The sequence below is a fragment of the Winogradskyella sp. R77965 genome, from assembly GCF_044594915.1.
GTDB lineage: Bacteria > Bacteroidota > Bacteroidia > Flavobacteriales > Flavobacteriaceae > Winogradskyella.
On record NZ_CP138990.1, the window covers coordinates 1,522,998 to 1,547,250 of the forward strand.

The window sequence follows — 24,253 nt, forward strand, 5'->3', positions numbered from 1 at the left end:
TTTGCAGCATGATATATAGATTTAGAGTTATACTAGATAATGATACCGAAGATGATGTTTTCCGTGATTTAGAAATCCGCGAAGGCGATACTATGGAAGACCTACACAATATCATAACCCAATCTTTTGGATTTGATGGCATGGAAATGGCATCATTTTATGTCAGTGACGACGAGTGGAATCAAGGTGAAGAAATTGCCATGATGGATATGAGCGAAGTTGGCAATAAGGTTAAGATGATGAACGAAACTATCATTAATGAGATTATACATGAAGCCGCTACGAGATTAATATATGTTTACGATTTTATGAACATGTGGACCTTTTATGTAGAATTGGGTGAAATTGTTGAGGAAGCACAAGGTACAGACTATCCAAATCTAATGTATGTTCATGGTCAGATACCGGATGAAGCACCAGAAAAAACATTTGAAGCCGAGGAGGAAGAAAGTTTTAATGATCCCGATAGTTATCGGGATGATGCCGATTTAGATCTTGACGACTATGATAATTTAAATTTTGATGAGAATTGGAATTAAGCCTTGTTAAAAAGGCTTCGGATTAATCCCTTCATAATTTCGCTTTACAAAGTCGAGTGCATTTTTAACCACTTGTCCCATAGTTTCACTTTTTCTGAAATTTACATCTAAAGTATAATTGTAAATGTCTTCTTTGAGTAAATCTATATGCTTCTTTATAGAGAGTTCATCAGTTTCCATACAATGTAATAATGCGTTTATGCGATCGTGAAAACTAATCATTCGCTTTGCAACAATAGAACGCTCTTCAATTTTATATTGGTCTATAGATTCTTTCTGAATTTTATCTCGTACTAATTCCACCATTTTATAATTTTCTTTAAAAAATTGTGGTCTATAAATTTTTAAATTGCCTTCATAACACTGTTGATCAAAATCAATTGCTCTAATCTTAAAGACCACATGGTCAAAATCGTGCGTAGGCACAATTACATAATTATAAGAACGCATATCTCCTAAAAGCCTAATCATACAACGCTCATTAAACTTCACAAACTCCTTTGCTATTTGAGATTTCTCTGAAGAATTACAATCATTAAGCATGCTTTTTATAAACTCATCTCCTGGAATTCCTGCAATATGTTCTTCTATTAAAGTATCTCTACAAACCAAAAAATTTAGATTATATGGTGATAACATATGCTCCAACTCTAACCCGTATATTCTAGAAGCATCTGCCTTTTTCACATAGAAATAGGTATAATTATCATTAAGAATATTCCTAACTTTTATTCTAAATGGTTTTGAATTACCGAAAGTGCAAAAATCTATAGCATCAACATTTAGATATTTTAAAATACCTTGACTTCCATCAGAAATTAAACTAGAATACACTTGCTTTAAACTCAAATCTATTTCTTCGCGTTCATATTCATTGTAATAAACCCTAACCCACAATGTGTCTTCATCGTTTTTATCATAGACAACAACAGAACCCTGAAAACGCAATAAATCTGAATAAAAAATGGGCAAATCTATATTTCTTCTATAATTAGAAAGATAGGCATCTAATTGGCTAGAAATTGGGTACGAAGGTTTTCGCTTTGATATTTTTAAATCCTCTTCCATTTTCTAAATTTAAGGGTTTTATTGAAATAATTGTAACAAATAAATGACTGAATCGTCTTACCTTTATAATCAACCAATATTTAATAGTCACCTAGAGTTTTCAGCAGGGCTGTTTAGTATTTAAAAACCAATCAATCTTGGAGCCAATCCTTACAATCAATAATCTTACGAAAAAATTTGGCTATCTCACAGCCGTTAAAGATTTAAGTTTCACCATTAATAAAGGTAATGTTTATGGTATACTAGGACCAAACGGAAGTGGTAAATCCACAACCTTAGGCATAGTGCTAAATGTAGTCAATAAAACCAACGGAGATTTCCATTGGTTTGATGGAAATACCACAACACACAGCGCCTTAAAACAAGTTGGAGCTATTATAGAGCGACCTAACTTTTATCCTTACATGACAGCCGAACAGAATTTAAAGCTAGTCTGTAAAATAAAAGGTGTTGACTACAGTAAAATTGAAGAAAAATTAGAAGTCGTAGGTTTACTCGATAGAAAAGACCATAAATTCAAAACCTATTCCTTAGGTATGAAACAGCGTTTGGCAATAGCTTCTGCATTGCTCAACGATCCTGAAATTTTAATCTTAGATGAACCTACAAATGGACTCGACCCACAAGGGATTCATCAAATACGGCAAATTATTAAGGATATTGCCAAAGATGGCACAACTATTTTACTGGCTTCTCACCTGCTCGATGAAGTTGAGAAAGTATGCTCACACGTTGTGGTTTTGAGAAAGGGTGAAAAATTGTATTCTGGTAGAGTTGACGAAATGATAAATAGCCATGGTTTCTTTGAATTAAAAGCCGAAAAGCATCAAGAGCTATTGACTTTTTTAGAAGGACATCCAAACTTTGGCAACGTAAAAGTTGAAGACGAGTTAGTTACAGCCTTTTTAAATGAGCCTATGTCAGCACCAGAGTTTAATCAATTAATGTTCGAGAAAGGCATTCTACTTTCACATTTAGTGAAACGAAAAGAGAGTTTAGAAGAGCAATTTTTACAATTAACCGATAATTTAAATTAATCAACTTGTCCTGAGCGCAGTCGAAGGGTCAAAAAACAGCATAATTCCTGTTAGAGGTATATGCAAAACCAATCAATACTATGTTACGTCTTATACAATTAGAATTACAAAAACTTTGGCTCAATAAAGTGAGCCGTATTTTAATTTTTGTATCCTTTATATTACCATTTACAGTATTAGTTTTATCATCCATTAAGATTAATTTCTTTGGCTTCTTTACCCTAGAATTAGGTGAATTGGGAATTTTTAACTTCCCAATTATTTGGCATATTACCACATTCTTTGCGTCCTATTTTAAGTTTTTCTTTGCTATTGTAGTGGTAAGTATGATTGGTAATGAATATAGCAACAAAACCTTAAAACAAAACCTCATCGATGGTTTAAGTAAAAAGGAGTTTATACTTTCTAAGTTCTATACCATTGTATTCTTTTCATTATGTGCCACTGTTTTAATTGGTGTCGCAACATTCTTAATTGGTTTATATTATTCTAGTTACACAGAGGCTTCTATAATTTTTAGAGAAATAGAATTCTTATTAGCCTATTTCGTTAAACTTGTAGGTTTCTTCAGTTTATGTTTATTCTTTGGTATGCTTGTAAAGCGTTCAGCTTTTGCTTTAGGTTTCTTAGTCATCCTTTATCTTTTTGAATGGATTGTATTTTGGGGAGCATATGAAGCTTTTGGTAATGCGGATTCAGCTTTTAAGGTTAAAAACTTTATGCCTTTAGAATCTATGTACAAACTTATAGATCAGCCTATTCAGCGTATAGTAATGACCAAATTCCCAGAAAAGACCGATATTGTCTATGACTACGCTGTGCATTGGTATGAAATTGCAATCGTTCTTGGTTGGACAGCTCTTTTTATCTTTTTATCCTATCGATTACTAAAAAAGCGAGATTTATAATATCTTTGGTAGCCATTGCTATTTAGTTTTTAATACTAAACCGAGGACTTTTTGAGTTCTAATTGTTCTATAGTATTGACTAGTGTGTTTGCTATACACCAAAGCTATTATGAAAAAGATATATTTTACGATTCTTTCGGTTACTTTTTGCTCCCTAATATTTGGGCAAAATGAAGCTTCATATTGGTACTTTGGACAAAATGCTGGTTTACGCTTTGACACAGTCTCTGGCACCGTTACCGGAATTACCGATGGCCAAATTAATACTTTAGAAGGCTGCACCTCTATTTCAGATACTGATGGTAACTTGGTCTTTTATACAGATGGTAGAACGGTTTGGAACCAAAATCATCAAACAATGTCTAATGGTGATTATTTTGGTGGTACAGGACTTTTAGGAGATCCTTCTAGTACATCCTCTGGTCTTATTGTACCTAAGCCAGAAGATCCCAACCAGTATTATATTTTTACGGTTGACGAACCTCACCATGAAAATGCTGCTGTTTATCCTAATAAGTTTCTTGGACCTTACATCAACGGACAAACAATACCAACAGATGATGATGGCTTTAATAATGGTTTCAATTACTCTCTAGTCGATATGACTCTAAACGGAGGTTTAGGTGATGTTGTAGATACAGAAAAAAATATTGAACTTAGAACCTATGACGCTAATGACGAATTAGAAGTACGCTACAAATGTTCTGAAAAAATCACAGCCGTTCGCGCTGAAGACTGTTCGTCTTTTTGGGTCATAACTCATTTTACAGATAAATTTTATGCTTTTAAAGTAGATGTAAATGGTGTAGATCCTAATCCAGTAATCTCAACGGTTGGACCAAACGTACCTGTATCTGGCTATAGGCGTAACGCTTTAGGCTACTTAAAAGCATCGCCTGATGCTTCAAAACTCATGGCTGCTAATTTTGGTTATGCAACCGTTGCCGGTGAAAATGCCGCTGGAAGTGTTGATTTATATGATTTCAATAATGAAACAGGTATCGTTTCTAATCATTTAGAACTTTACAGTCCACAAAGTAACTCTAGTCCCTATGGCGTTGAATTTTCTGCTGAAAATAAAAAAGCATATGCAACCATTGGCGTTGCAGGACAAAATCTACTATTGCAATGGGATTTAGAAGCTGCAGATATTCCAAACTCTGCTGTTACAATACATTCATCTTCAACTATTAGTGCTGGCGCATTACAACTAGGTATAGATAGAAGAATATATAGAGCACAATTCGAGTTTCAGAATAACACTGGAGCTAATCGATATTTGGGTGTTATCGAAAATCCAGAAGCAGATGGTTTAGCGGCTAACTATAACGAACAAGGCGTTTTATTAGATATTAATGGATTAGGACAAAACATAAGTCAATTAGGATTACCTCCATTTATTCAATCCTTATTCAATTCTGAAATAGATATCATTGGAAACGGCTCAAGTACTACAGAATTAAAACTTTGTGCCGGAGATAATTATACACTTGTAGCGGATGACATTGAAGGGGCCGATTATTTTTGGACCGTTGATGGTAATCCATTGACAGAAGATTCACTTGGTAATCCATTAGACGAGGATTCATTCGAATTATTTGTAGACACTTCTGGTTTTTATGAATTATATATTGAACCGAACAATGGAGAATGTCCCATTGAAGGTAGAGCTGTGGTTGGATTTTATGACATTCCTGTTGCAAATCCAATGACGGATGTTACGGTTTGTGATGATGCGTTTAACGATGGTATGGCGACATTCTTTTTTAGCAATAAAGATGAAGAAGCACTACTCAACCAAACACCTGGAGACTTTAGTGTTGGTTACTATGAGACTATTGATGATGCAACCAATAGAGAAAATGAAATAGTATTTCCATATGAAAACTTTAGAAATCCTCAAACTATTTATGTGAGAGTAGACAATGTTAACAATACCAACTGTTTTGATATTACCACATTTGATGTTGAAGTATTTAACACACCTCAAATCAATCAACTTAATACTATTGAATTTTGTGATAATGAGGGCGATACAATGGATGGCATTGCAACTGCAGATTTATCAGAACTTATTCCGAATATAGTAGGTGAACAACAAAATATTGAAGTTAGTTTTCATGCCACGCAAGAACATGCGAATGAGAATACAGATCCGTTACCTTTAAATTATAGAAATACTGATGCTTTTAAAGAAATTATTTTTGTTAGAATAGAAAACACCACAAATACCACATGTTACAGCACAGATCGTTTTGAACTTATTATAAATGAAGTACCAATTGCAAATGATATTACTATTGTACAATGTGACGAAGACGGAATTCCTGAAGGACTTACCACATTCAACATATCTCAATTTTCGGATGATATAATGGGCAATACTGCAGATGTCAGTGTGCAGTTCTACTTGTCTGAAACCGAAGCAGAAGATCAATTAAATGAAATTGAAAACCCTGAAGCTTTTGATAATTCTTTCAATCCACAGATTATTTACACTAGAGTAACAAATAATAATACAGGTTGTTTTAGCTTTAGCGAAGTCTCATTAGAAGTAAGTACAACTTCATCTAACAATGCCAGTTTACAAGCCTGTGATGACGATGGTACTGAAGATGGTCTCAGGTCCTTTAATCTTTTAGATGCCAATGCTACCGTTTTGGCTGCTGCTCCTGCTGATTTAGATATAGAGTACTACGAAACTTATGAGGAAGCTCTAATTGAGTCTAACCCACTTGGTGCAAATTTCACCAATACCATTCCTTACAACCAAACCATATATGCAAGGGTTGAAAACTCTAATGCATGTTATGGTATAAGCGAAATAGAACTCACTGTTTTTAAATTACCAAATCTTGAAACTGAATTTGAAACTTCATATTGTCTCAACTTTTTTCCAGAACCAATTCAATTAAATGGTGGTGTTGTTGATGATTTGCCAAACAATTATTATTACCTATGGTCAACTGGTGAGGACACATCAACTATTGAGGTAAATGCACCTGGCAACTACACAGTTAGAGTCTCAAATGCCAATGGCTGTTTTAAAGACAGAACTATAAGGGTTTTACCATCTAATATTGCCACTATTGAAGATATAGAAATTGTTGATGCTTCGGAAAATAATTCTATTTCGATTATTGTGAGTGGTGAAGGCGACTACGAATATGCCTTAAATAACAGTGATGGACCTTATCAAAATAGTAATACTTTTGAAGATGTTCAGCCAGGTTTATATACCGTTTTTGTAAGAGATAAAAATAATTGTGGTATTACGGAAGCGTCAGTCTCAGTCATTGGTTTCCCAAAGTTTTTTACTCCAAATAACGACTCAAAAAACGATTATTGGCAAGTTCGCGGTATTAACAATAATTTCCAAGCAGGTTCTGTAATTTTTATATTCGATCGCTACGGAAAGCTTTTAAAAGAACTCGATCCATTAGGTGTTGGTTGGGATGGTACTTTTAACGGTGATTTAATGCCAAACAATGATTATTGGTTTAAAGTTAAGCTGCAAGATGGACGGACTTTTACTAGCCATTTTACTTTGAAGCGGTAAATTTAAAAAGTGTAATTTAGTTTTATCAAATCGTAACTTTGAAAAGCGTCCAGCACATATTATGTTCTGTCTTATTTTTTGCTGCCTATTTGGTATATGCACAAGACATTTCTTTATATCAACAATTTAATGGACGTTACGATTACACAGCTATTGGCAATACGCTAAATACTATTGAGAATGGTTCTGGTGGATCTTGTTCTATACTTACATCATCATCTTCAAGTTTAAATCTCAACTCAAATCAAAATATAGTAGCTGCCTATTTATATTGGGCTGGCTCTGGTGATGGTGATTTAGACATCTCATTAAACGGTATAACAGTGGCTGCTGAGCGTAACTTTAGCGATGCTCTGGACGCTACACGTGTTTTTTTTGCTGCTTTTGCGGATGTTACAGATATTATAACCTCTCAAGGTAATACGACGTATACAATTTCAGATTTTGATTTGACCACAACCATTATACCTTATTGTGATTCAGGCACTAATTTTGGTGGATGGGCAATAACAATTATTTATGAAGATACTAGTTTACCACTCAATCAGCTTAATGTTTATGATGGTTTACAAAGTGTACCGACATTTTTAAGTATTAATTTAGACAACCTTAATGTTTTAGATAATGAAGATGCGAAAATTGGTTTTATTGCGTGGGAAGGTGATAGAAATCTAGCCGTTAATGAGCAATTAACAATTAACGGAAATGTGATTAGTAATTTCCCTTTAAATCCTGCTAACAATGCATTCAATGGCACCAATTCATTTACTAATGCGACCAATTTATATAACATGGATATTGATGTATATAGTATTCAGAATAATATAAATATAGGCGATACCTCAGCAACCATTACACTTACATCTGGAAAAGATTTTGTAATGATTAATAATATCATCACTGTTTTAAACAGTCAGTTACCAGATGCAACGATAAGTATTGATGATAATATTGTGAATTGTGGTGATAATAGTATTGAACTTTTTTATACCGTTTATAATAACAATAGCACTGATATTTTAACAGCCAATACACCAATTGCATTTTATTTAAATGGCCTTTTAATAGGTCAAAGTCAGACCGCAAATGATATTGCAATAGATGCTAGTGAGAGCAGTTCTATCAGTGTTATGGTGCCAAATGATATTGACCCAAGTTTAACTGTTGTTGCTGTTGTTGACGATGATGGAAACATGATGGGAACTGTTACCGAAACCAATGAAGATAACAATGTTACTTTTGAAAATATTGAATTACTAATCATTCCTGATATTACTTTTTTACCTAATCTTGTTGGTTGTAATGAAGGTTTTGAAATCTCAAGATACAACTTCTTTGATGCTATAGAAAGTTTAGATTATAACGAAGAAGATATTGCTTTTTATAATTCAATAGAAGATTTAGAAACCGAGTCTAATAGCATATTAATTCCAAGTGACTATACTAACACTTCTATTCCCGAAACTATATACCTAAGAGTGGCAAGTCCACCATGCTATGAAATTTTTCAATTCAATTTAACCATTGAAAATTGTCCTCCATCCATTCCTGAAGGATTTTCACCAAACGAAGACTCTTACAACGATTGGTTTAATATTCAAGGCTTGTATAATATTTTTACAGAACACCAACTCCAGGTCTATAACCGCTATGGAGATATGGTTTTTGAAGGTAATAATGATAAGCCTTGGCGTGGCAAAGTAAATAGAGGTCTTAACAACCATGGCAATATTGTACCTATTGGCACCTATTATTATATTTTAAATTTGAATGATCCAAATTATAAACCAATGGTTGGTTGGGTTTATGTAAACTATTAGAATGTTAAAATTTTAAGTCGTTCATCTTATTTTTTTGTGGTTGTGGTTCACTTCTTTTATTTTTATACTATTCACAGTTAGTGACTATTGAGTCCCTCCGTATTTAAAATTATTCCCCTCAAAATTTATAAGTATTTATACTGAAATTACAGATATAAATTAATCCATTGTTTCAAATTAAAATTTAATAATATTGAGTTTCAGGTTAAGAGACATTTTACATTAAATGGTAAAGGTCTTAGAATTCAATTTGGGAAAAAGACCTCGGCCAGAGGTCTTTTTTATATAAAAATATCAATGAATTCGTTTCAAATGTTAACATTTAAAGTATTTCATCGTATTTTTTTGTATTTCATCTTTATTACACCTATTTTTCCCGCGCATTAAGCATATGATAGTGATAGCCCCAAATCCATCCACATACAAGCTTTTAAACTTAACCGAAGTTGATGAAATATATTAATCTGTCCCTCTGTCTATTTCTATACTTTGTTTGCAGTACAATCTATGCGCAACGAATAACAGTAGACAATACTGTTTCACCTCAAGGTTTAATTCAAAATACGTTAATTCAAGGTTGCGTTGAAGTATCCAATATATCTTCACCTATCAATGGAAGTTCAATCGGTCTAGGGAGCTTTGGTTATTTTGAAAGAGGTGCTTCATCCTTCCCATTTCAAAACGGAATTGTATTAACAACAGGAAATGCCAATGCTGCAGGAAACGCACAAAATAATGCCATTCTAAACGATGGTGATGACACATGGGGAACAGATAGTGATTTAGAAACTGCTCTAGGAATTACCGGTTTATTTAATGCCACTTCTATAGAATTTGATTTTATTTCAATTTCCAACCAAATACAATTTAATTACATATTAGCTTCTGAAGAATATTTTGGTAATAATCCCTGTGAATATTCCGACGGTTTCGCATTTTTAATTCGCGAGGCTGGTACATCTAATCCATATATAAATATTGCATTAGTTCCAGGAACCACAACTCCTGTGAACACCAATACAGTGCATGATGAAATAGTAGGTTTTTGTGGAGCTTCAAACGAAGAATATTTTGACGGTTACAATTTAGGTGATACAAACTATAATGGAAGAACTACTGTTCTTTCTGCTAAAGCAACTATTCAACCAAATGTGCAATATCAAATTAAATTGGTAATTGCTGATCAGAATGATGAAAATTTTGATTCTGCTGTTTTTATTGAAGGCAATAGTTTTGATTCCAAAGTAGATTTAGGCGAAGATTTTTCTACATGTGCCAGCAATGTACTTCTAGATGGAAATATTAATAATCCTGATGCCACCTACTCTTGGTATTTAGATAATGTGCTTATTGCTTCAGCAAATCAAGTAACTTTTAATGCTATACAATCAGGAAACTATCGTGTAGAAATTGAACTTCCTTTTGCTGGCGGAACATGTATAATTGAAGATGACATTAACCTTATCTTGAGTTCTACACAATCTTCTGAGCCTATTTCAGATTATAATTTATGCGATGATTTAAGTAATGACGGTTTCGAAATGTTTGATTTATCAACCAAGGATGCCGAAGTTTTAGCTTCTGTACCTTCAGCAAATTATGTGTTTTCTTATCACAATACTAGTTCTGATGCCCTTAGCAATAATAATGCAATTACAAGTCCGATTCAAAATACGTTAAATCCTCAAATAATTCATGTAAGAATTGAAGATACTAGTAATGGTTGTTTGGCATTTTCAACCATAAATTTGAATGTTAATCAAATACCTGCAATTGTAAACCCAACACCTTTAGAAGTATGTGATGATCAAACTGCAGATGGACTTGTCGCTATAAATTTAAACACACTAAAAGATGATGAAATTACCAATGGACAAACAGATTTAGTAGTTACATACCATAACACTGCAGCAGATGCAGCTTCTACTAGTAACGCTATACCAATGCCCTATACAACTACTGGTGTAAATGAACAATTATTTGTTAGCATTACAAATCCTCAAACCGGTTGTAGCACTACAACAACTTTAGATATTACTGTTTTAGAAAATCCTGTAATTAACACTGAAGATCATTATATAGATGCTTGCGATGATGACCATGATGGATTCGCTAATTTTGATTTAACTTCAATCATTCCAGATGTATTAAATGGATTAACTAATGTTTCGGTTACATTTCATGTTACCGAAGAAGAAGCACTTAGTGGTGCTAATCCAATTACAGATGATACCAACTATGAAAATATAAATGTTAATGAGCAGATAGTGTTTATAAGAGTTGAAAGCAACTCCACAGGTTGTGCGTCTATAACGCCGATTGAAATTCATACAAACTTATTATTAACCGCAACTAATATTAGAGATATTACTGTATGTGATATAGATGATGATGAAGTTGAAGAATTCAATTTTGGCGATATTGCAATTGACATAATTAATGAGTTACCAGATATCACTGTTGTTTTTTACGAAACTGAAGATGATAGAGACAATCAAGTAAATCCAATCAACCAAGGTATATCGTACGAGAATAAGAGTAATCCTCAAACTATATATTTAGCTTTAGAGAGTCCTACATGCAGTGATGAAGCGCAAATTGAATTAATACTATTACCAATTACTAAATTTGAATCTGTTATAAGTCTAAACACTTGTGATGAAGACCAAGACGGAATTACTACTATTGATTTATCTCAATTTGATGCTGCAGTATCTAATGGTACAGAAGGCTTTAGTGTAACTTACTTCTTAACTGAAGAAGATGCAACTGATAATACTAATGAACTTTCTGTTCTATACACAAACACCACGAACCCTTTTACCTTATATCCAAGAATTACTTCTATTGCCACTGGCTGTGGAGATGTTAATTCTTTTGAGGTTAATGTATTGCCTGCACCTCTATCTGAAAAACCAAACGATATTATAATCTGTGACGCTGATAGAGATGGTTTTTCTACTATCAATTTAAACAATAGTATTCCTAACTCTATTTCTACGGTACCAAATAGAATAGTAACATTTCATAATAGCCTAGAAAATGCTGATTTAGGTGCTAATTCTATCACTAATATTTCTAATTATAATGCGCAAACAGAAACGGTTTTTATGCGTGTTGAAAATAGTACAACAGGCTGTTATGCCACTGAAGAACTTAATATTATTGTAAATGCACTACCTTATGTCGGCAACTTAACTAATACTATAGACGATTATATTTATTGTGAAAATGAAACGGATGGTATCGGAGAATTCATTTTTGAAACTAAAGATGAAGAAGTACTAGATGAACAAACTGATAAGGAAGTATCTTACTATCTTAAGGCTTCTGATGCTACTCATAAAGTAAATGCCATTGACAAAACATCTATTTATGAAAACATTAGTAATCCACAACAAATCTATGTTAGAGTAGACAATATTTCTGATGAAACATGTTACACGACCTCATCATTCACTATTGAAGTTGGCACAAACCCAGAATATAATGAACCAACGGATTTGTTTTTATGTGATGATACCACAATTGATGGATCAATAACTTTAGACCTTTCTTCTAAAATCACAGAGATTTCTGATGGTATTTCGGGTATTGAAAATATTACATTTTATACAACAGAAGAGAATGCCAGAAATAGTACTAACAGTATTCCACTTGAGTTTACAAATACCGCAAATCCTCAACAAATATTTGTTCAAATAGATAATGGTACCATATGTAATTCTATAACATCATTTGTTATCAATGTTGTACAAACACCAGCAGTGAATCCCATTGAACCTATGTCAGATTGCGATGACGATACGGACGGTTCACTTACCTTCGACTTAACTACTGCAGAATCTAATATTTTAGATGTTAGACAAGATGATCTTGTTATTGGTTACTACACTGATTTCGATGATTCAGAATTGAATAGTAATGAAATTGCAAATCCAGAAAGTTTTAGCAATAGCACTAATCCACAGACCGTTTATATTAAGGTGACTAATACCATTTCTAATTGTTATGTAACACATCCAATAGAGTTAATCGTTAATCAACCTCCACTTATAAACGATTTCACTATGCACAATATATGTGCTAATGACACTAATAATGTTAATTTAACAGAGATTAATGAAATAGCGGTTGATAATAATTCTAATGTATTATTTAGTTATTTTTCTAACGAAGCAGATGCCGCAGCTAATATTAATGCTCTAGACACAAATTATACGTATACTACTAATAATGATACATTATTTGTAAGAACCGAGTATAGTACAACGCACTGTTCTATGTATTATGAGTTCACTCTGAGAGTGAATCCATTACCGATAGCTAATCAGCCTAACGACTTAATAGCTTGTGATGATGACTTTGATGGCATTTTAGAATTTAATTTATTACAGCAAAATTCAAGTATTCTAGACGGTCAAAATCCAAACGCATTTACTGTAAGCTATCACAATACTGAACTGCAAGCTAATGAAGGTAATTCAGTTTTGGATACGAACTATATGGCCTATGACAATGAATTGATTTATGCTCGCGTTGAAAATAGTAGTACAGGTTGCTACAGTATTACGAGTTTTTCAACAATTATAAATCCGTTACCTGTTATCGATATTGAAGATCAAGTAATTTGTTTAGATAATTTACCATTGTTAGTTTCTGCAAATACGAATAACCCAACAGACCAATATTTATGGTCAACAGGAGAAACAACACCAGAAATCGAAATTACAGATATAGGAACCTATTGGGTAACCGTAACCTCTGAGCTCGGTTGTAAAAACACGCGTGTTTTCGGAGTATCAGAATCTGAGGCTGCGACTATAGAAGTTACAGAAGTTATTGATTTTTCAGATCCAAATAATATTACAGTAACTATTAGCGGAATTGGTGATTACCTTTATCAGTTAGATGAGTTTCCACCTCAAGAATCAAATGTTTTTGAAAATGTAGCTATGGGCTACCATACGGTTAGAATTATAGATATTAATGGTTGTGCTGATGTCACAAAAGAAGTCTTAGTTGTTGATATACCCAAATTCTTTACTCCAAATGGCGATGGTAATTTTGATACTTGGCATATTATTGGAATAGAGACACTTCCTGGTACAATAGTTAGTGTTTTTGATCGCTATGGAAAACTCCTAAAACAATTAAATTCTAGCACAGCTGGTTGGAATGGTTACTACAATGGTCATAAAATGCCAGCTAGCGATTATTGGTATGTCGCTGATGTAAAGCGAGGTAGCATTAGTTTCCAAGTCAAAGGGCATTTTACTTTGAGAAGATAATTCTTTATGCTATTCAACTTCTTTATTCGGTTATTAACACTTTTATGATTTAGTTTTTCATACTTTTTATTACTTTTAAACAAAAAAGGAAAGCTAGTTTTCTTCCGTTGCTATTGTTTATTGGTATAAAATTATATGAAAAAGAAAAGTATATACTTCTTTCTCTTCTTTCTCGTGCATATATTTTTCATGTATGCGCAGCAAATAACTACGGACAATACGCAACAGCCAAATGAACTTATTCAAGGTTTAGTCGGTAATAATTGTGCTTCAGTCAGTAACGTTTCATCATCTATTAATGGAAATGTAAATGATATTATCAGTTATGGGTCTTTCAATCGAAACTCCTATAATTTTCCCTTTCAAAACGGTTTGATTTTATCTACAGGTGCTGTCAATTCTGCGGGTAACACTTTAGTAGGTGAAAGTTTAAGTGAAGGCGAGATTGATTGGGGAACAGATTCCGATATATTAGATGTTTTAGGTATTGACCAAACATTAAACGCCTCTTCTATTGAATTTGATTTTAATTCTGCTAATAATTTCGTTGCTTTTAAATACATATTCGCTTCAGACGAATACCAACAAGAGTATCCATGTAATTTTAAGGATGTATTTGCGATTCTAATTAAAAGAGCTGGTACGGCAGATCCTTATGTTAATATTGCGGTAGTTCCAGAAACAACCACCGAAGTTAGTACCAATACCATACATCCAAATATTAATGGATTTTGCGATGCTGAAAATGAAGATTTTTTTCAAGGTTATAATTTAGGAAATACGAATTTTAATGGAAATACAACTGTTTTAACCGCAACCAGTACTATAATACCAAATGAGACTTATCGTATCAAATTTGTTATCGCAGACCATATCGATCAGCGTTTTGACTCTGCTGTATTTATAGAAGCCGGAGGGTTTGGTAATTCCATAGATTTGGGACCAGATCAAAGTATTTGTGGAAGTGATTTAACATTAGATGCAAATATTAATAATACTAACGCAAGTTACTCTTGGTTTTTAAATGGAAGTCAGATAGTTGGAGAGAGTAACTCTACATTAGAGGTCAACCTATCTGGAACGTACGATGTAGAAATTTCAATTCCATCAGCAAATGGCAGTTGCATAATGACTGATAGTATAGAAATAGATATTATTCCATTTCAAAATGCAGATCCAATTGCAGATCTCTTAATATGTGATGAAGCTCCAAGTGATGGCATTTACGATTTTGATTTTCAGTTTTTAAAAAATGATGAAATATTTAGTATTTTACCATCTACAAATTATAATCTCAGTTACCATTTATCAGAGGAAGATGCTCAAAATAATGATAATCCCGTTGTTGGTATTTACCAAAACACAGAACCACAAGAAACTATTTATGTAAGAATAGAAAGTATAGATGGTAGTTGTTTACAGATTGGTAGTTTCAACACTATAATTAATGCTGCACCTAATACGCGTATAATTGATCCTATTATTGTATGCGAAGAATTATATGTACCAGCTTTTTCTGATGTGGATTTAGAATTTTATGACTTTTGGGTAGCCAATTTTGAATTTAATAGAACAGTAACCTTTCACTATACCGAAGAAGAAGCAGAAATCGGAGAAAATGTAATTCCTTCACCATATCCTTACCCTGAACAAACTGAAGTACTTTACGCCAGAGTAGTTGACGATTTTAATGGTTGTCATTCTGTCGTTCCCTTTACAATGGAATTTAATGAAAGTCCTTTTATAGGTGTAGATCGATATATCATAAATCAATGTATACCCATAGACGAAAATTATGATCAGGCCGAAGTAGTGTTTAACTTAAATGATGCTGTTGTGGAAATTGGTGACTGGTTAACGGATCCTAGGGTAAATTATTTCCCATCGGCTCAAGATGCTTTAGACCAGACTAATGCATATCTTTTTGTTGGGGATCCAATATTTACACTTAGCAGCCCGCAGCTCACCATTTATATGTCCGTTGCAGAACAAGGAGGTTATTGCACCTCAATCGTTCCCTTAGAACTGCATAAAAACGTAACTAAAAATGTTATTGGAGAAGATAAAGTCGTTATGCGGTGCGATGATCCATCGAATGATGGTATATATAATTTTGATTTAAACAATGTCACTGAAGAATTAATAGGTGGTTATGCTGACTTAACACTTACCTATTACCAAACCCTTGAAGATCAGCGAAACGATACAAATGTATTAGACCCTAATTCAATACTTACTGTTAACTCTGCTACAGAATTATTTCTTAAAGTTAAATACAAAAACGAATGTGAAGACTTTACTTCTGTGATACTTCAAGTTAACGATTTGCCTACTTTAGAACCTGTTGTTGCAGATGCATGTGGAAATTTTAATCCCAGTGACGGTACCACTTCTATCAATATACGAAGCTACAGCGATCTAATGACTCAAAACACAGCTTTTCCTTTAGTTAAATTTTATAAATCCTACCAAGACGCTGAAAATGATGAGAACGTAATCAATGAAACCTTCAATGTAGCAAACAACTCGCATCAATTTTTCGCTAGAGTTATAAATACGAGTACAGGTTGTTATGCTATTACTACTTTAGATATCAATGTCGTTGAAAGTTTAAACTTTCAGTCTCCGGAGCCAATCATCATATGTGATGACGACCAAAATGGATTTACCACAATCGATTTATTTACTGTATTACCATCTATTTCTACTGAATTAGATGAGTTCACTGTTCGCTTTTATACTACATATAGCAATGCCTATGGTGATAGGGACGTCATATTAAATCCACAGAGCTATAATGCTCAAACCGAAGAAATCTTTGCAAGACTTGAGCGTCCTAGTCTTAATTGTTTTTCAATAATTGATTTTGAGATAAGAGTTTTTAATAACCCTCAAATTAATAGTATACCAGATTATATTAATTGTCAATTAAGTGGTTCTGATAGTGCCGACTTTACTTTTGAAGATAGAGATGTATCAATTATTAATGGTCAGATTGGTATGCAAGTGAGGTATTTTGAAAGTGAATTAGATGCCATAAATAATACTAAAGCCATTGATAAAACAATTCCCTATCAAAACATCGCTAATCCTCAGACGATATATGTTAGACTTGAGAATGAAAACCAAAATAGTTGCGTAGCAATAGCACCAATGCAGATTGTGGCAAAGCAAGCACCTATTTATAATATACCAACTGATATACCAGTTTGTGGAACTAATGGTGATGGACCTTATCAAATTGATTTAAACACAAAAATTGATGAAATATCAAATGGAAGTCCACATAATTTGAACGTTAGTTTTTATAGAACAGAGCTAAATGCCAATTTAGGAACTAATCCCGAAAATCTTTCCTATACTAGTACAAGTAACCCAGAGGAATTGTATGTAAGGATTTTAAATAATGATTCAGGATGTTTTAATATAGAAACTTTTAATATAAATATTCTTGATTTGCCTGATGTAAATTTCAATCAATCACTAATACAATGTGGAGATTATTTTAATCCACAATCGGAATGGGACTTGACAGAAATTGAACTCGATATTCTTGATGGTAGACAATACAATATAAACTTTACCTATTATCAGACAGAGGTCGATGCAGAGAACGAAGCAAATGCAATTACAAATCCAGAAAATTATGTTGGTACTGACAACTACGAAACGATTTACGTAAAACTTAAAAATTTATCTACAAGTTGTTATGCCATCGTGCCTTTTGAATTAATTATAAACAACCCTCCGCCTCTAAATCCAATAGAAACCTATGAAATCTGTGATAATGCTGAGAACAGCATTAATTTGCAAGATATCAATGAAGTACTTTTAGATGAAACTTTTAATGTTATTATTAGCTACCACGATAATCAAGATGATGCTGACGCCAATGAAAATGCCTTAAATACAGATTACAATTACACTGATACAACTGAAACTTTGTTTGTACGATTAGAGTATAGTACAACTCATTGTTATGTGGTTTACTCCTTTCAATTGGTAGTAAACCCATTACCTATTGCAAATCCTCCAAATAACCTAATAACCTGTGATGATGATTTTGACGGCTTGTTAGAATTTGACTTAACTACACAAAATACAGCCATTCTAAATGGGCAAAATCCAAATAACTTTTCTGTGCGTTATTATAATTCTGAAAATAATGCTGTTGAAAATATTTCACCATTAAGTACGGATTACACAGCTTACGACAATGAGGTTATTTTCGCAAGAGTTGAGAACGATACTACTGGTTGTTTTGATACAACTCAGTTTTCTACTATAATTAATCCTCTACCAATAGTTGCTATTGAAGATCAAGTCATTTGTTTAGACAATTTACCACTGCTAGTCTCAGCGAACACTAACGATTCTATGGACTCATATTTATGGTCAACAAATGAAACATCTCCCGAAATTGAAATAGGTGAAACTGGCACGTATTCCGTTACTGTAACAAATCAATTCGGTTGTGAAAGTACAAGTACTTTTAACGTTACAGAATCAGAATCTGCAATTATTGATGTTGTTGAAACTATAGATTTTTCTGATCCTAATAATATTACCGTTACTGTAAATGGCATAGGTAATTACCTCTATCAACTCAACAATGGAAATATACAATCATCTAATGTGTTTGTAAATGTACCTATCGGCTACAATACCATAACTGTTATTGACCAAAATGGTTGTGATAGAGTTACACGCGAAGTATTGGTTATTGACGCACCTAAACACTTTACACCAAATGGTGATGGTGATTTTGACACTTGGCATATTGTTGGTATTGAAACACTTCCTGGAACTACAATTAGCATTTATGACAGATATGGAAAATTGCTGATACAATTAAACTCTAGCACACCAGGATGGAATGGTTATTTTAATGGAGTTAAGATGCCTGCTAGCGACTATTGGTATGTGGCTGATATAAAACGTGGAGACAATGCATTTCAAATTAAAGGGCATTTTACACTTAGATGGTAATCTACAAATGTCATTCATCTTTATTAACGTTAGTTTAACCTAACAATTCAATTAGTTTCTATTCTTTTTCTTCTTTTGTTTACTTTTATAAAAAAAGCTATCCTTAATTAAAATTAAGGCCTTCTAATAAAAGTTTGATGAACAAGAAAAATGTATTTATTTTTTTCTTCCTGTTTGCGCATATCTATTTTTCATATGCACAACAGATAATAACGGACAATACGTTACAACCCAATCAGCTCATTGAGAATTTGATAGGTAATGATTGTGCAACTGTTAGTAATATTAGTTCCTCAATAAATGGAAATATAAATAATATTACAAGTTATGGTGCGTTTGACAGAGGTACATCAAATTTTCCAATTCAAAATGGTATAATTCTTTCCACTGGAAGGGTTTCATCGGCTGGAAATACGTTGAACACACAGAATTTAAGTGAAGGTGAAATTACTTGGGAGACTGATAGTGATATTCTAGATGTCCTTGGTATTGACCAAACCCTTAACGCCACTTCTATTGAATTCGACTTTTCTTCCGTAAACAATTTTGTGGCGTTTAAATATCTCTTCGCCTCAGACGAATATCAACAAGAATACCCTTGTACGTTTAAAGATGTATTTGCCGTTCTTATAAAAAGAGCTGGTACAGCAGACCCATACACGAATATTGCTTTAGTTCCAGAAACTACTACCGAAGTTACGACCAATACAATTCACCCAGATATTAACGGTTTTTGCGAAGCACAAAATGAAACTTACTTTGAAGGTTATAATTTGGGCAATACTAATTTTAATGGTAGCACAACAGTTTTAACTGCAACTACTGATATAATTCCAAATGAAACTTATCATATAAAATTCATTATCGCGGACCATATTGATGAACGTTTTGATTCGGCTGTTTTCATCTCCGCGGAAAGCTTTGGTAGCTCTATAGATTTAGGTCCAGACAGAAGTATTTGCGGGAGTGATTTAACCTTAAATGCAGATATTAATAATCCTGCAGCAGTTTACAATTGGTATTTTAATAACAATTTAATAGCAGGACAAAATAATCCCACTCTAAATGTTAGTGAGTCTGGTATTTATAATGTTGAAGTCTCAATCCCATCACCAAGCGGTAATTGTATCTTGGAAGATTCTATTGAACTAGAAATTATTCCATTTCAACCAGCAGATCCTATAGAGGATATGATTATTTGTGACGATTTGCCGAATGATGGTTTGTATGAATTTGATTTTCAACTGTCAAAAAATGATGAAATCTACGATAATCTTCCCTCTGCCAATTACATAATTAGTTATCATTTTTCTGAAGAGGATGCTCAAAACAATAGTAGCCCTATAATTGATGTTTACCAAAATACCGAAGAAACTGAAACGATTTATTTTAGAATAGAGAGCTTGAGTGGTGATTGCCTGCAGATTGGTAGCTTTAATATTTCAGTGCTTTACTCACCGAATACAGATGATATCACACTTGAAGTCTGTAATGGAGAACTAACCGAAATCTTGTTTGCTTCAAGTTTGAGTTCTCTAGATTCTAATGTTTCTAATTTTGAATTTGATCGAATTGTCAGTTATTTCCTTAATGAAGTCGACGCTATTAATCAAGATAACCAATTGGAAGATTATCCTCCTTTAGACGAGGACATACCTTTTTTCATTGCAAGAGTGGAAGACATTTATAGTGGTTGTTATTCTTTGGTAAATGTTAACTTAGAATACCAACAACCTCCAACTTTTCCTGAAAAATATATAGTAAACAATTGTTTGCCTTTAGATCATTTTGAATTTACAGATGGCGAATCGATTTTTTTTGACACCAAAGTATACTCATACAATTTATCAGATTATAAAGAGCTTTTAGAAAATGAATATCCTGATCTCACATTTAGACTTTTAGATTTAATTCTTTCTAATCCTCCAGTAATTTCGTCTAGCAATCCTTCTGTTAATGCTAATTTTGGAGTATCTATTGGTGATTATTGCGAATTTCCCATAGTACTAGAGTTTCATAAAAATCTATTGTATTCTATTCTTGGGGAAGAAGTTGTCATTGAGGAGTGTGACGATGGTTCTAATGATGGTATTGTTAATTTCAATCTCGATGATATATCCGAAACCATAAAAAATGGATACGACATAACTATTCAACTTTATGAAACTGAAGAAGATGCCATAAATAATGAAAATCCTATAGACCGAACTCTACCCTATTCAATAACCAATGCGCAAGACCTATTTATTGAAAGCTCATATCAAGGCTGCACTTACATCTCTATACTAAAACTAAATGTTCTAGAATCTACGTCACTATCACCACAAATAACTGATGCCTGTGGCTATTTTAATGCAACAGATAATACCACTACTATTTTCTTACAACAATTTAATGATTTAGTAGCTCAAGATGTATTCACATTTAATGTAGAATATTATTTAAACGAAGAAGATGCCATAAACGAAGAAAATGTTTTAGGAGAGACTTTTGCTGTAAATGGAAACACACAAAGATTCTACGTAAAGATGAGTGATTTATTTCTGGAATGTCCAGATATTACAACCTTAGATGTAACTATTAATGGTCAAATTGATATAGACGTTTTAGAGCCTTTAAAAGGGTGTGATGATAATCTAGATGGGTATGAAGAAGTAGATTTAGTAAGTCACATTCAAACCCAATTTGCAGATGCAGCAAACTATAACATTTCATATTATTTATCCTCGGAAGATGCCATTGAAGACAGTTCAGCTATTAACGACCCAAGTATATTTAATACTACAACTGATGAGATTTTTATAAGAATTGAAGAGCCTGGTACAGATTGTTTTGCTATTAATAATTTTAACATTCAAATTTATGCTAGTCCCCAGTTAAGTGAGATTTCTAATTTTATAAATTGTGAAATAGATATAAATAATCCTTCTGGTTTTATATTTGAAAATAAAGATTTTGAAATTTTGAATGGCCAATCAGGAATTCAGGTATTATATTTTGAAACCGAAGACAATGCCATTAATAAACAAAATCCAATCGATAAAAACAACCCATATATTGCGGGCTTTAACCTTGAAACTATATACGTAAGATTAGAAAATATAGAAGAAGATAGTTGTTATAAAACAGCACCAATGCAAATTGAAATACAACAAGCACCTGTTTATAATGAGCCTACAGATGTTTTTGAATGTGACGTAAATAGCACAGGACTTGTAAGTACAAATTTAAGCGAAAAAATAACTGAAATCTCCAGCGGCTCTTCACAGAATTTAAACATTTCATTTCACTCGACTCCACTTAATGCTAATACAGGAGCTAATGAATTGCCTTTAAACTATACGACCAATAGTAACTCTGAATTGATTTATTCGCGAGTAGAAAACTTAGATTCCGGATGCGTAGACGTGGTTTCATTTTATATAAATGCATTATCGCTACCAGAAGTAAACTTTGATCAAACTTTTACAGAATGTGCAGACAATTTTAATACGAATATACAATGGGATTTAACGCAGTATGAAGTTGAGATTATAGATGGCAGGCAATATAATATTGATTTCACCTATTTCAGATTAGAAACCGATTTAGAATCTAATATGAATCCTATAGCTAATCCTGAAAACTATACTAACATTTCAAGTCCTGAAACTGTATTTGTAAAAGTAAGAAATGCTACAACAAATTGTTATGCTTCAGTCCCTGTTCAGCTCATTGTTAATGAACCACCTCCAATTAATCCAATTGAAAACTATCAAATTTGTGAAAACAATGATAACCTTATTGACTTATCTGAAGTTACTGAAGTTTTATTAGACGATACCTATAACGTGATTGTAAGCTATCATGTAAATGAGCAAGATGCCAGTGAAAATCGAAACGCTTTAAATTTAGATTACAATTATTCAAATAGATCAGAAACTCTTTATGTACGAGCAGAATACAGTACAACACATTGTTTTGGCGTGTATCCTTTTCAGTTAGCTGTTAATTCATCTCCTATAGTTTCTCAACCAAATAATTTAGTTGGCTGTGATGATGATTTTGACGGCTTGTTAGAATTTGACTTAACCACACAAAATGCAGCCATTCTAAATGGGCAAAATCCAAATGACTTTTCTTTGCGTTATTATAATTCTGAAAATGATGCTCTTGAAAATACCTCACCTTTAAATACTGATTATATAGCGTATAACGAAGAAATTATTTTTGTAAGAGTTGAAAACAATACTACGGGTTGTTTTGATACAACTCAGTTTTCTACTATAGTTAATCCTCTGCCATTAGTTGCTATTGAAGATCAAGTCATTTGTTTAGATAATTTACCTCTATTAGTTTCTGCGAACACTAACGATTCTATGGACTCATATTTATGGTCAACAAATGAAACCTCACCCGAAATTGAAATAGATGAAACTGGCACGTATTCCGTTACTGTAACCAATCAATTCGGTTGTGAAAGTACCAGTACTTTTAACGTTACAGAATCAGAATCTGCAATTATTGATGTTGTTGAAACTATAGATTTTTCTGATCCTAATAATATTACCGTTACTGTAAATGGCATAGGTAATTACCTCTATCAACTCAACAACGGAAATATACAAGCATCTAATATGTTTGTAAATGTACCTATCGGCTACAATACTATAACTGTTATTGACCAAAATGGTTGCGCCAGAGTTACACGCGAAGTATTGGTTATTGACGCACCTAAACACTTTACACCAAATAATGACGGTGATTTTGATACTTGGCATATTGTCGGTGTAGAGACACTTCCTGGCACTGTTCTATACATCTTTGATCGTTATGGTAAACTCTTAAAAGAAATAAATTCTAATACGCCTGGTTGGGATGGCACCTATAATGGTAATAAAATGCCTACTGGTGACTATTGGTATGTGGCTACAGTTACTCAAAACAGTAAAACCTTTGAGATTAAAGGACATTTTACACTCCGACGTTAATAAGAACTAATCAACATTTTTAACACCTTGATCCAATATTAGTCTCGACCAGATGTGTACCTTTGATATCCC

The 24,253-nt window shown here is 33.0% G+C and carries 9 protein-coding genes; 8 read left to right on the forward strand and 1 reads right to left on the reverse strand.

Features of this window, described 5'->3' with window-relative positions:
- Window positions 1–8 precede the first annotated feature (8 nt).
- A complete protein-coding gene (locus SJY34_RS06835) occupies window positions 9–539 on the forward strand; it encodes an IS1096 element passenger TnpR family protein (RefSeq protein ID WP_400080455.1) in 531 nt (176 codons plus the stop codon).
- 6 nt (window positions 540–545) lie between these two features.
- Here SJY34_RS06835 and SJY34_RS06840 read toward each other — a convergent pair whose 3' ends face one another.
- Window positions 546–1,607: a hypothetical protein gene (locus SJY34_RS06840; RefSeq protein ID WP_400080458.1), complete on the reverse strand. Its 1,062-nt coding sequence runs from the start codon at window positions 1,605–1,607 to the stop codon at window positions 546–548.
- 137 nt (window positions 1,608–1,744) lie between these two features.
- Between SJY34_RS06840 and SJY34_RS06845 the strand changes: the two genes are divergently transcribed.
- From SJY34_RS06845 to SJY34_RS06875, 7 genes are all read left to right on the forward strand, one after another.
- Window positions 1,745–2,644, forward strand: coding sequence for an ABC transporter ATP-binding protein (locus SJY34_RS06845; RefSeq protein WP_400080460.1), 900 nt, complete (start codon window positions 1,745–1,747; stop codon window positions 2,642–2,644).
- Window positions 2,645–2,724: 80 nt separating this feature from the next.
- Window positions 2,725–3,552: an ABC transporter permease gene (locus tag SJY34_RS06850; RefSeq protein WP_400080463.1), complete on the forward strand. Its 828-nt coding sequence runs from the start codon at window positions 2,725–2,727 to the stop codon at window positions 3,550–3,552.
- Between the two features lie 109 nt (window positions 3,553–3,661).
- A complete protein-coding gene (locus SJY34_RS06855; protein ID WP_400080466.1) occupies window positions 3,662–7,111 on the forward strand; it encodes a T9SS type B sorting domain-containing protein in 3,450 nt (1,149 codons plus the stop codon).
- 38 nt (window positions 7,112–7,149) lie between these two features.
- Entirely contained in the window at window positions 7,150–8,931 is a 1,782-nt protein-coding gene (locus tag SJY34_RS06860) for a gliding motility-associated C-terminal domain-containing protein (RefSeq protein ID WP_400080469.1), read from the forward strand.
- A gap of 449 nt (window positions 8,932–9,380) precedes the next feature.
- Complete coding sequence (locus SJY34_RS06865) at window positions 9,381–14,222, forward strand: choice-of-anchor L domain-containing protein (RefSeq protein ID WP_400080472.1); 4,842 nt, start codon at window positions 9,381–9,383, stop codon at window positions 14,220–14,222.
- 135 nt (window positions 14,223–14,357) lie between these two features.
- Complete coding sequence (locus SJY34_RS06870; RefSeq protein ID WP_400080475.1) at window positions 14,358–19,211, forward strand: choice-of-anchor L domain-containing protein; 4,854 nt, start codon at window positions 14,358–14,360, stop codon at window positions 19,209–19,211.
- 137 nt (window positions 19,212–19,348) lie between these two features.
- Window positions 19,349–24,181 (forward strand): choice-of-anchor L domain-containing protein, encoded by a 4,833-nt coding sequence (locus SJY34_RS06875; protein ID WP_400080478.1) that lies wholly within the window; start codon window positions 19,349–19,351, stop codon window positions 24,179–24,181.
- Window positions 24,182–24,253: the final 72 nt, after the last annotated feature.

Bases quoted from the DNA above. Each gene is read 5' to 3' on its own strand.
- SJY34_RS06835 (WP_400080455.1), top strand. From the start codon at position 9: ATGATATATAGATTTAGAGTTATACTAGATAATGATACCGAAGATGAT.
- SJY34_RS06840 (WP_400080458.1), bottom strand. From the start codon at position 1,607: ATGGAAGAGGATTTAAAAATATCAAAGCGAAAACCTTCGTACCCAATT.
- SJY34_RS06850 (WP_400080463.1), top strand. From the start codon at position 2,725: ATGTTACGTCTTATACAATTAGAATTACAAAAACTTTGGCTCAATAAA.
- SJY34_RS06855 (WP_400080466.1), top strand. From the start codon at position 3,662: ATGAAAAAGATATATTTTACGATTCTTTCGGTTACTTTTTGCTCCCTA.
- SJY34_RS06865 (WP_400080472.1), top strand. From the start codon at position 9,381: ATGAAATATATTAATCTGTCCCTCTGTCTATTTCTATACTTTGTTTGC.
- SJY34_RS06870 (WP_400080475.1), top strand. From the start codon at position 14,358: ATGAAAAAGAAAAGTATATACTTCTTTCTCTTCTTTCTCGTGCATATA.
- SJY34_RS06875 (WP_400080478.1), top strand. From the start codon at position 19,349: ATGAACAAGAAAAATGTATTTATTTTTTTCTTCCTGTTTGCGCATATC.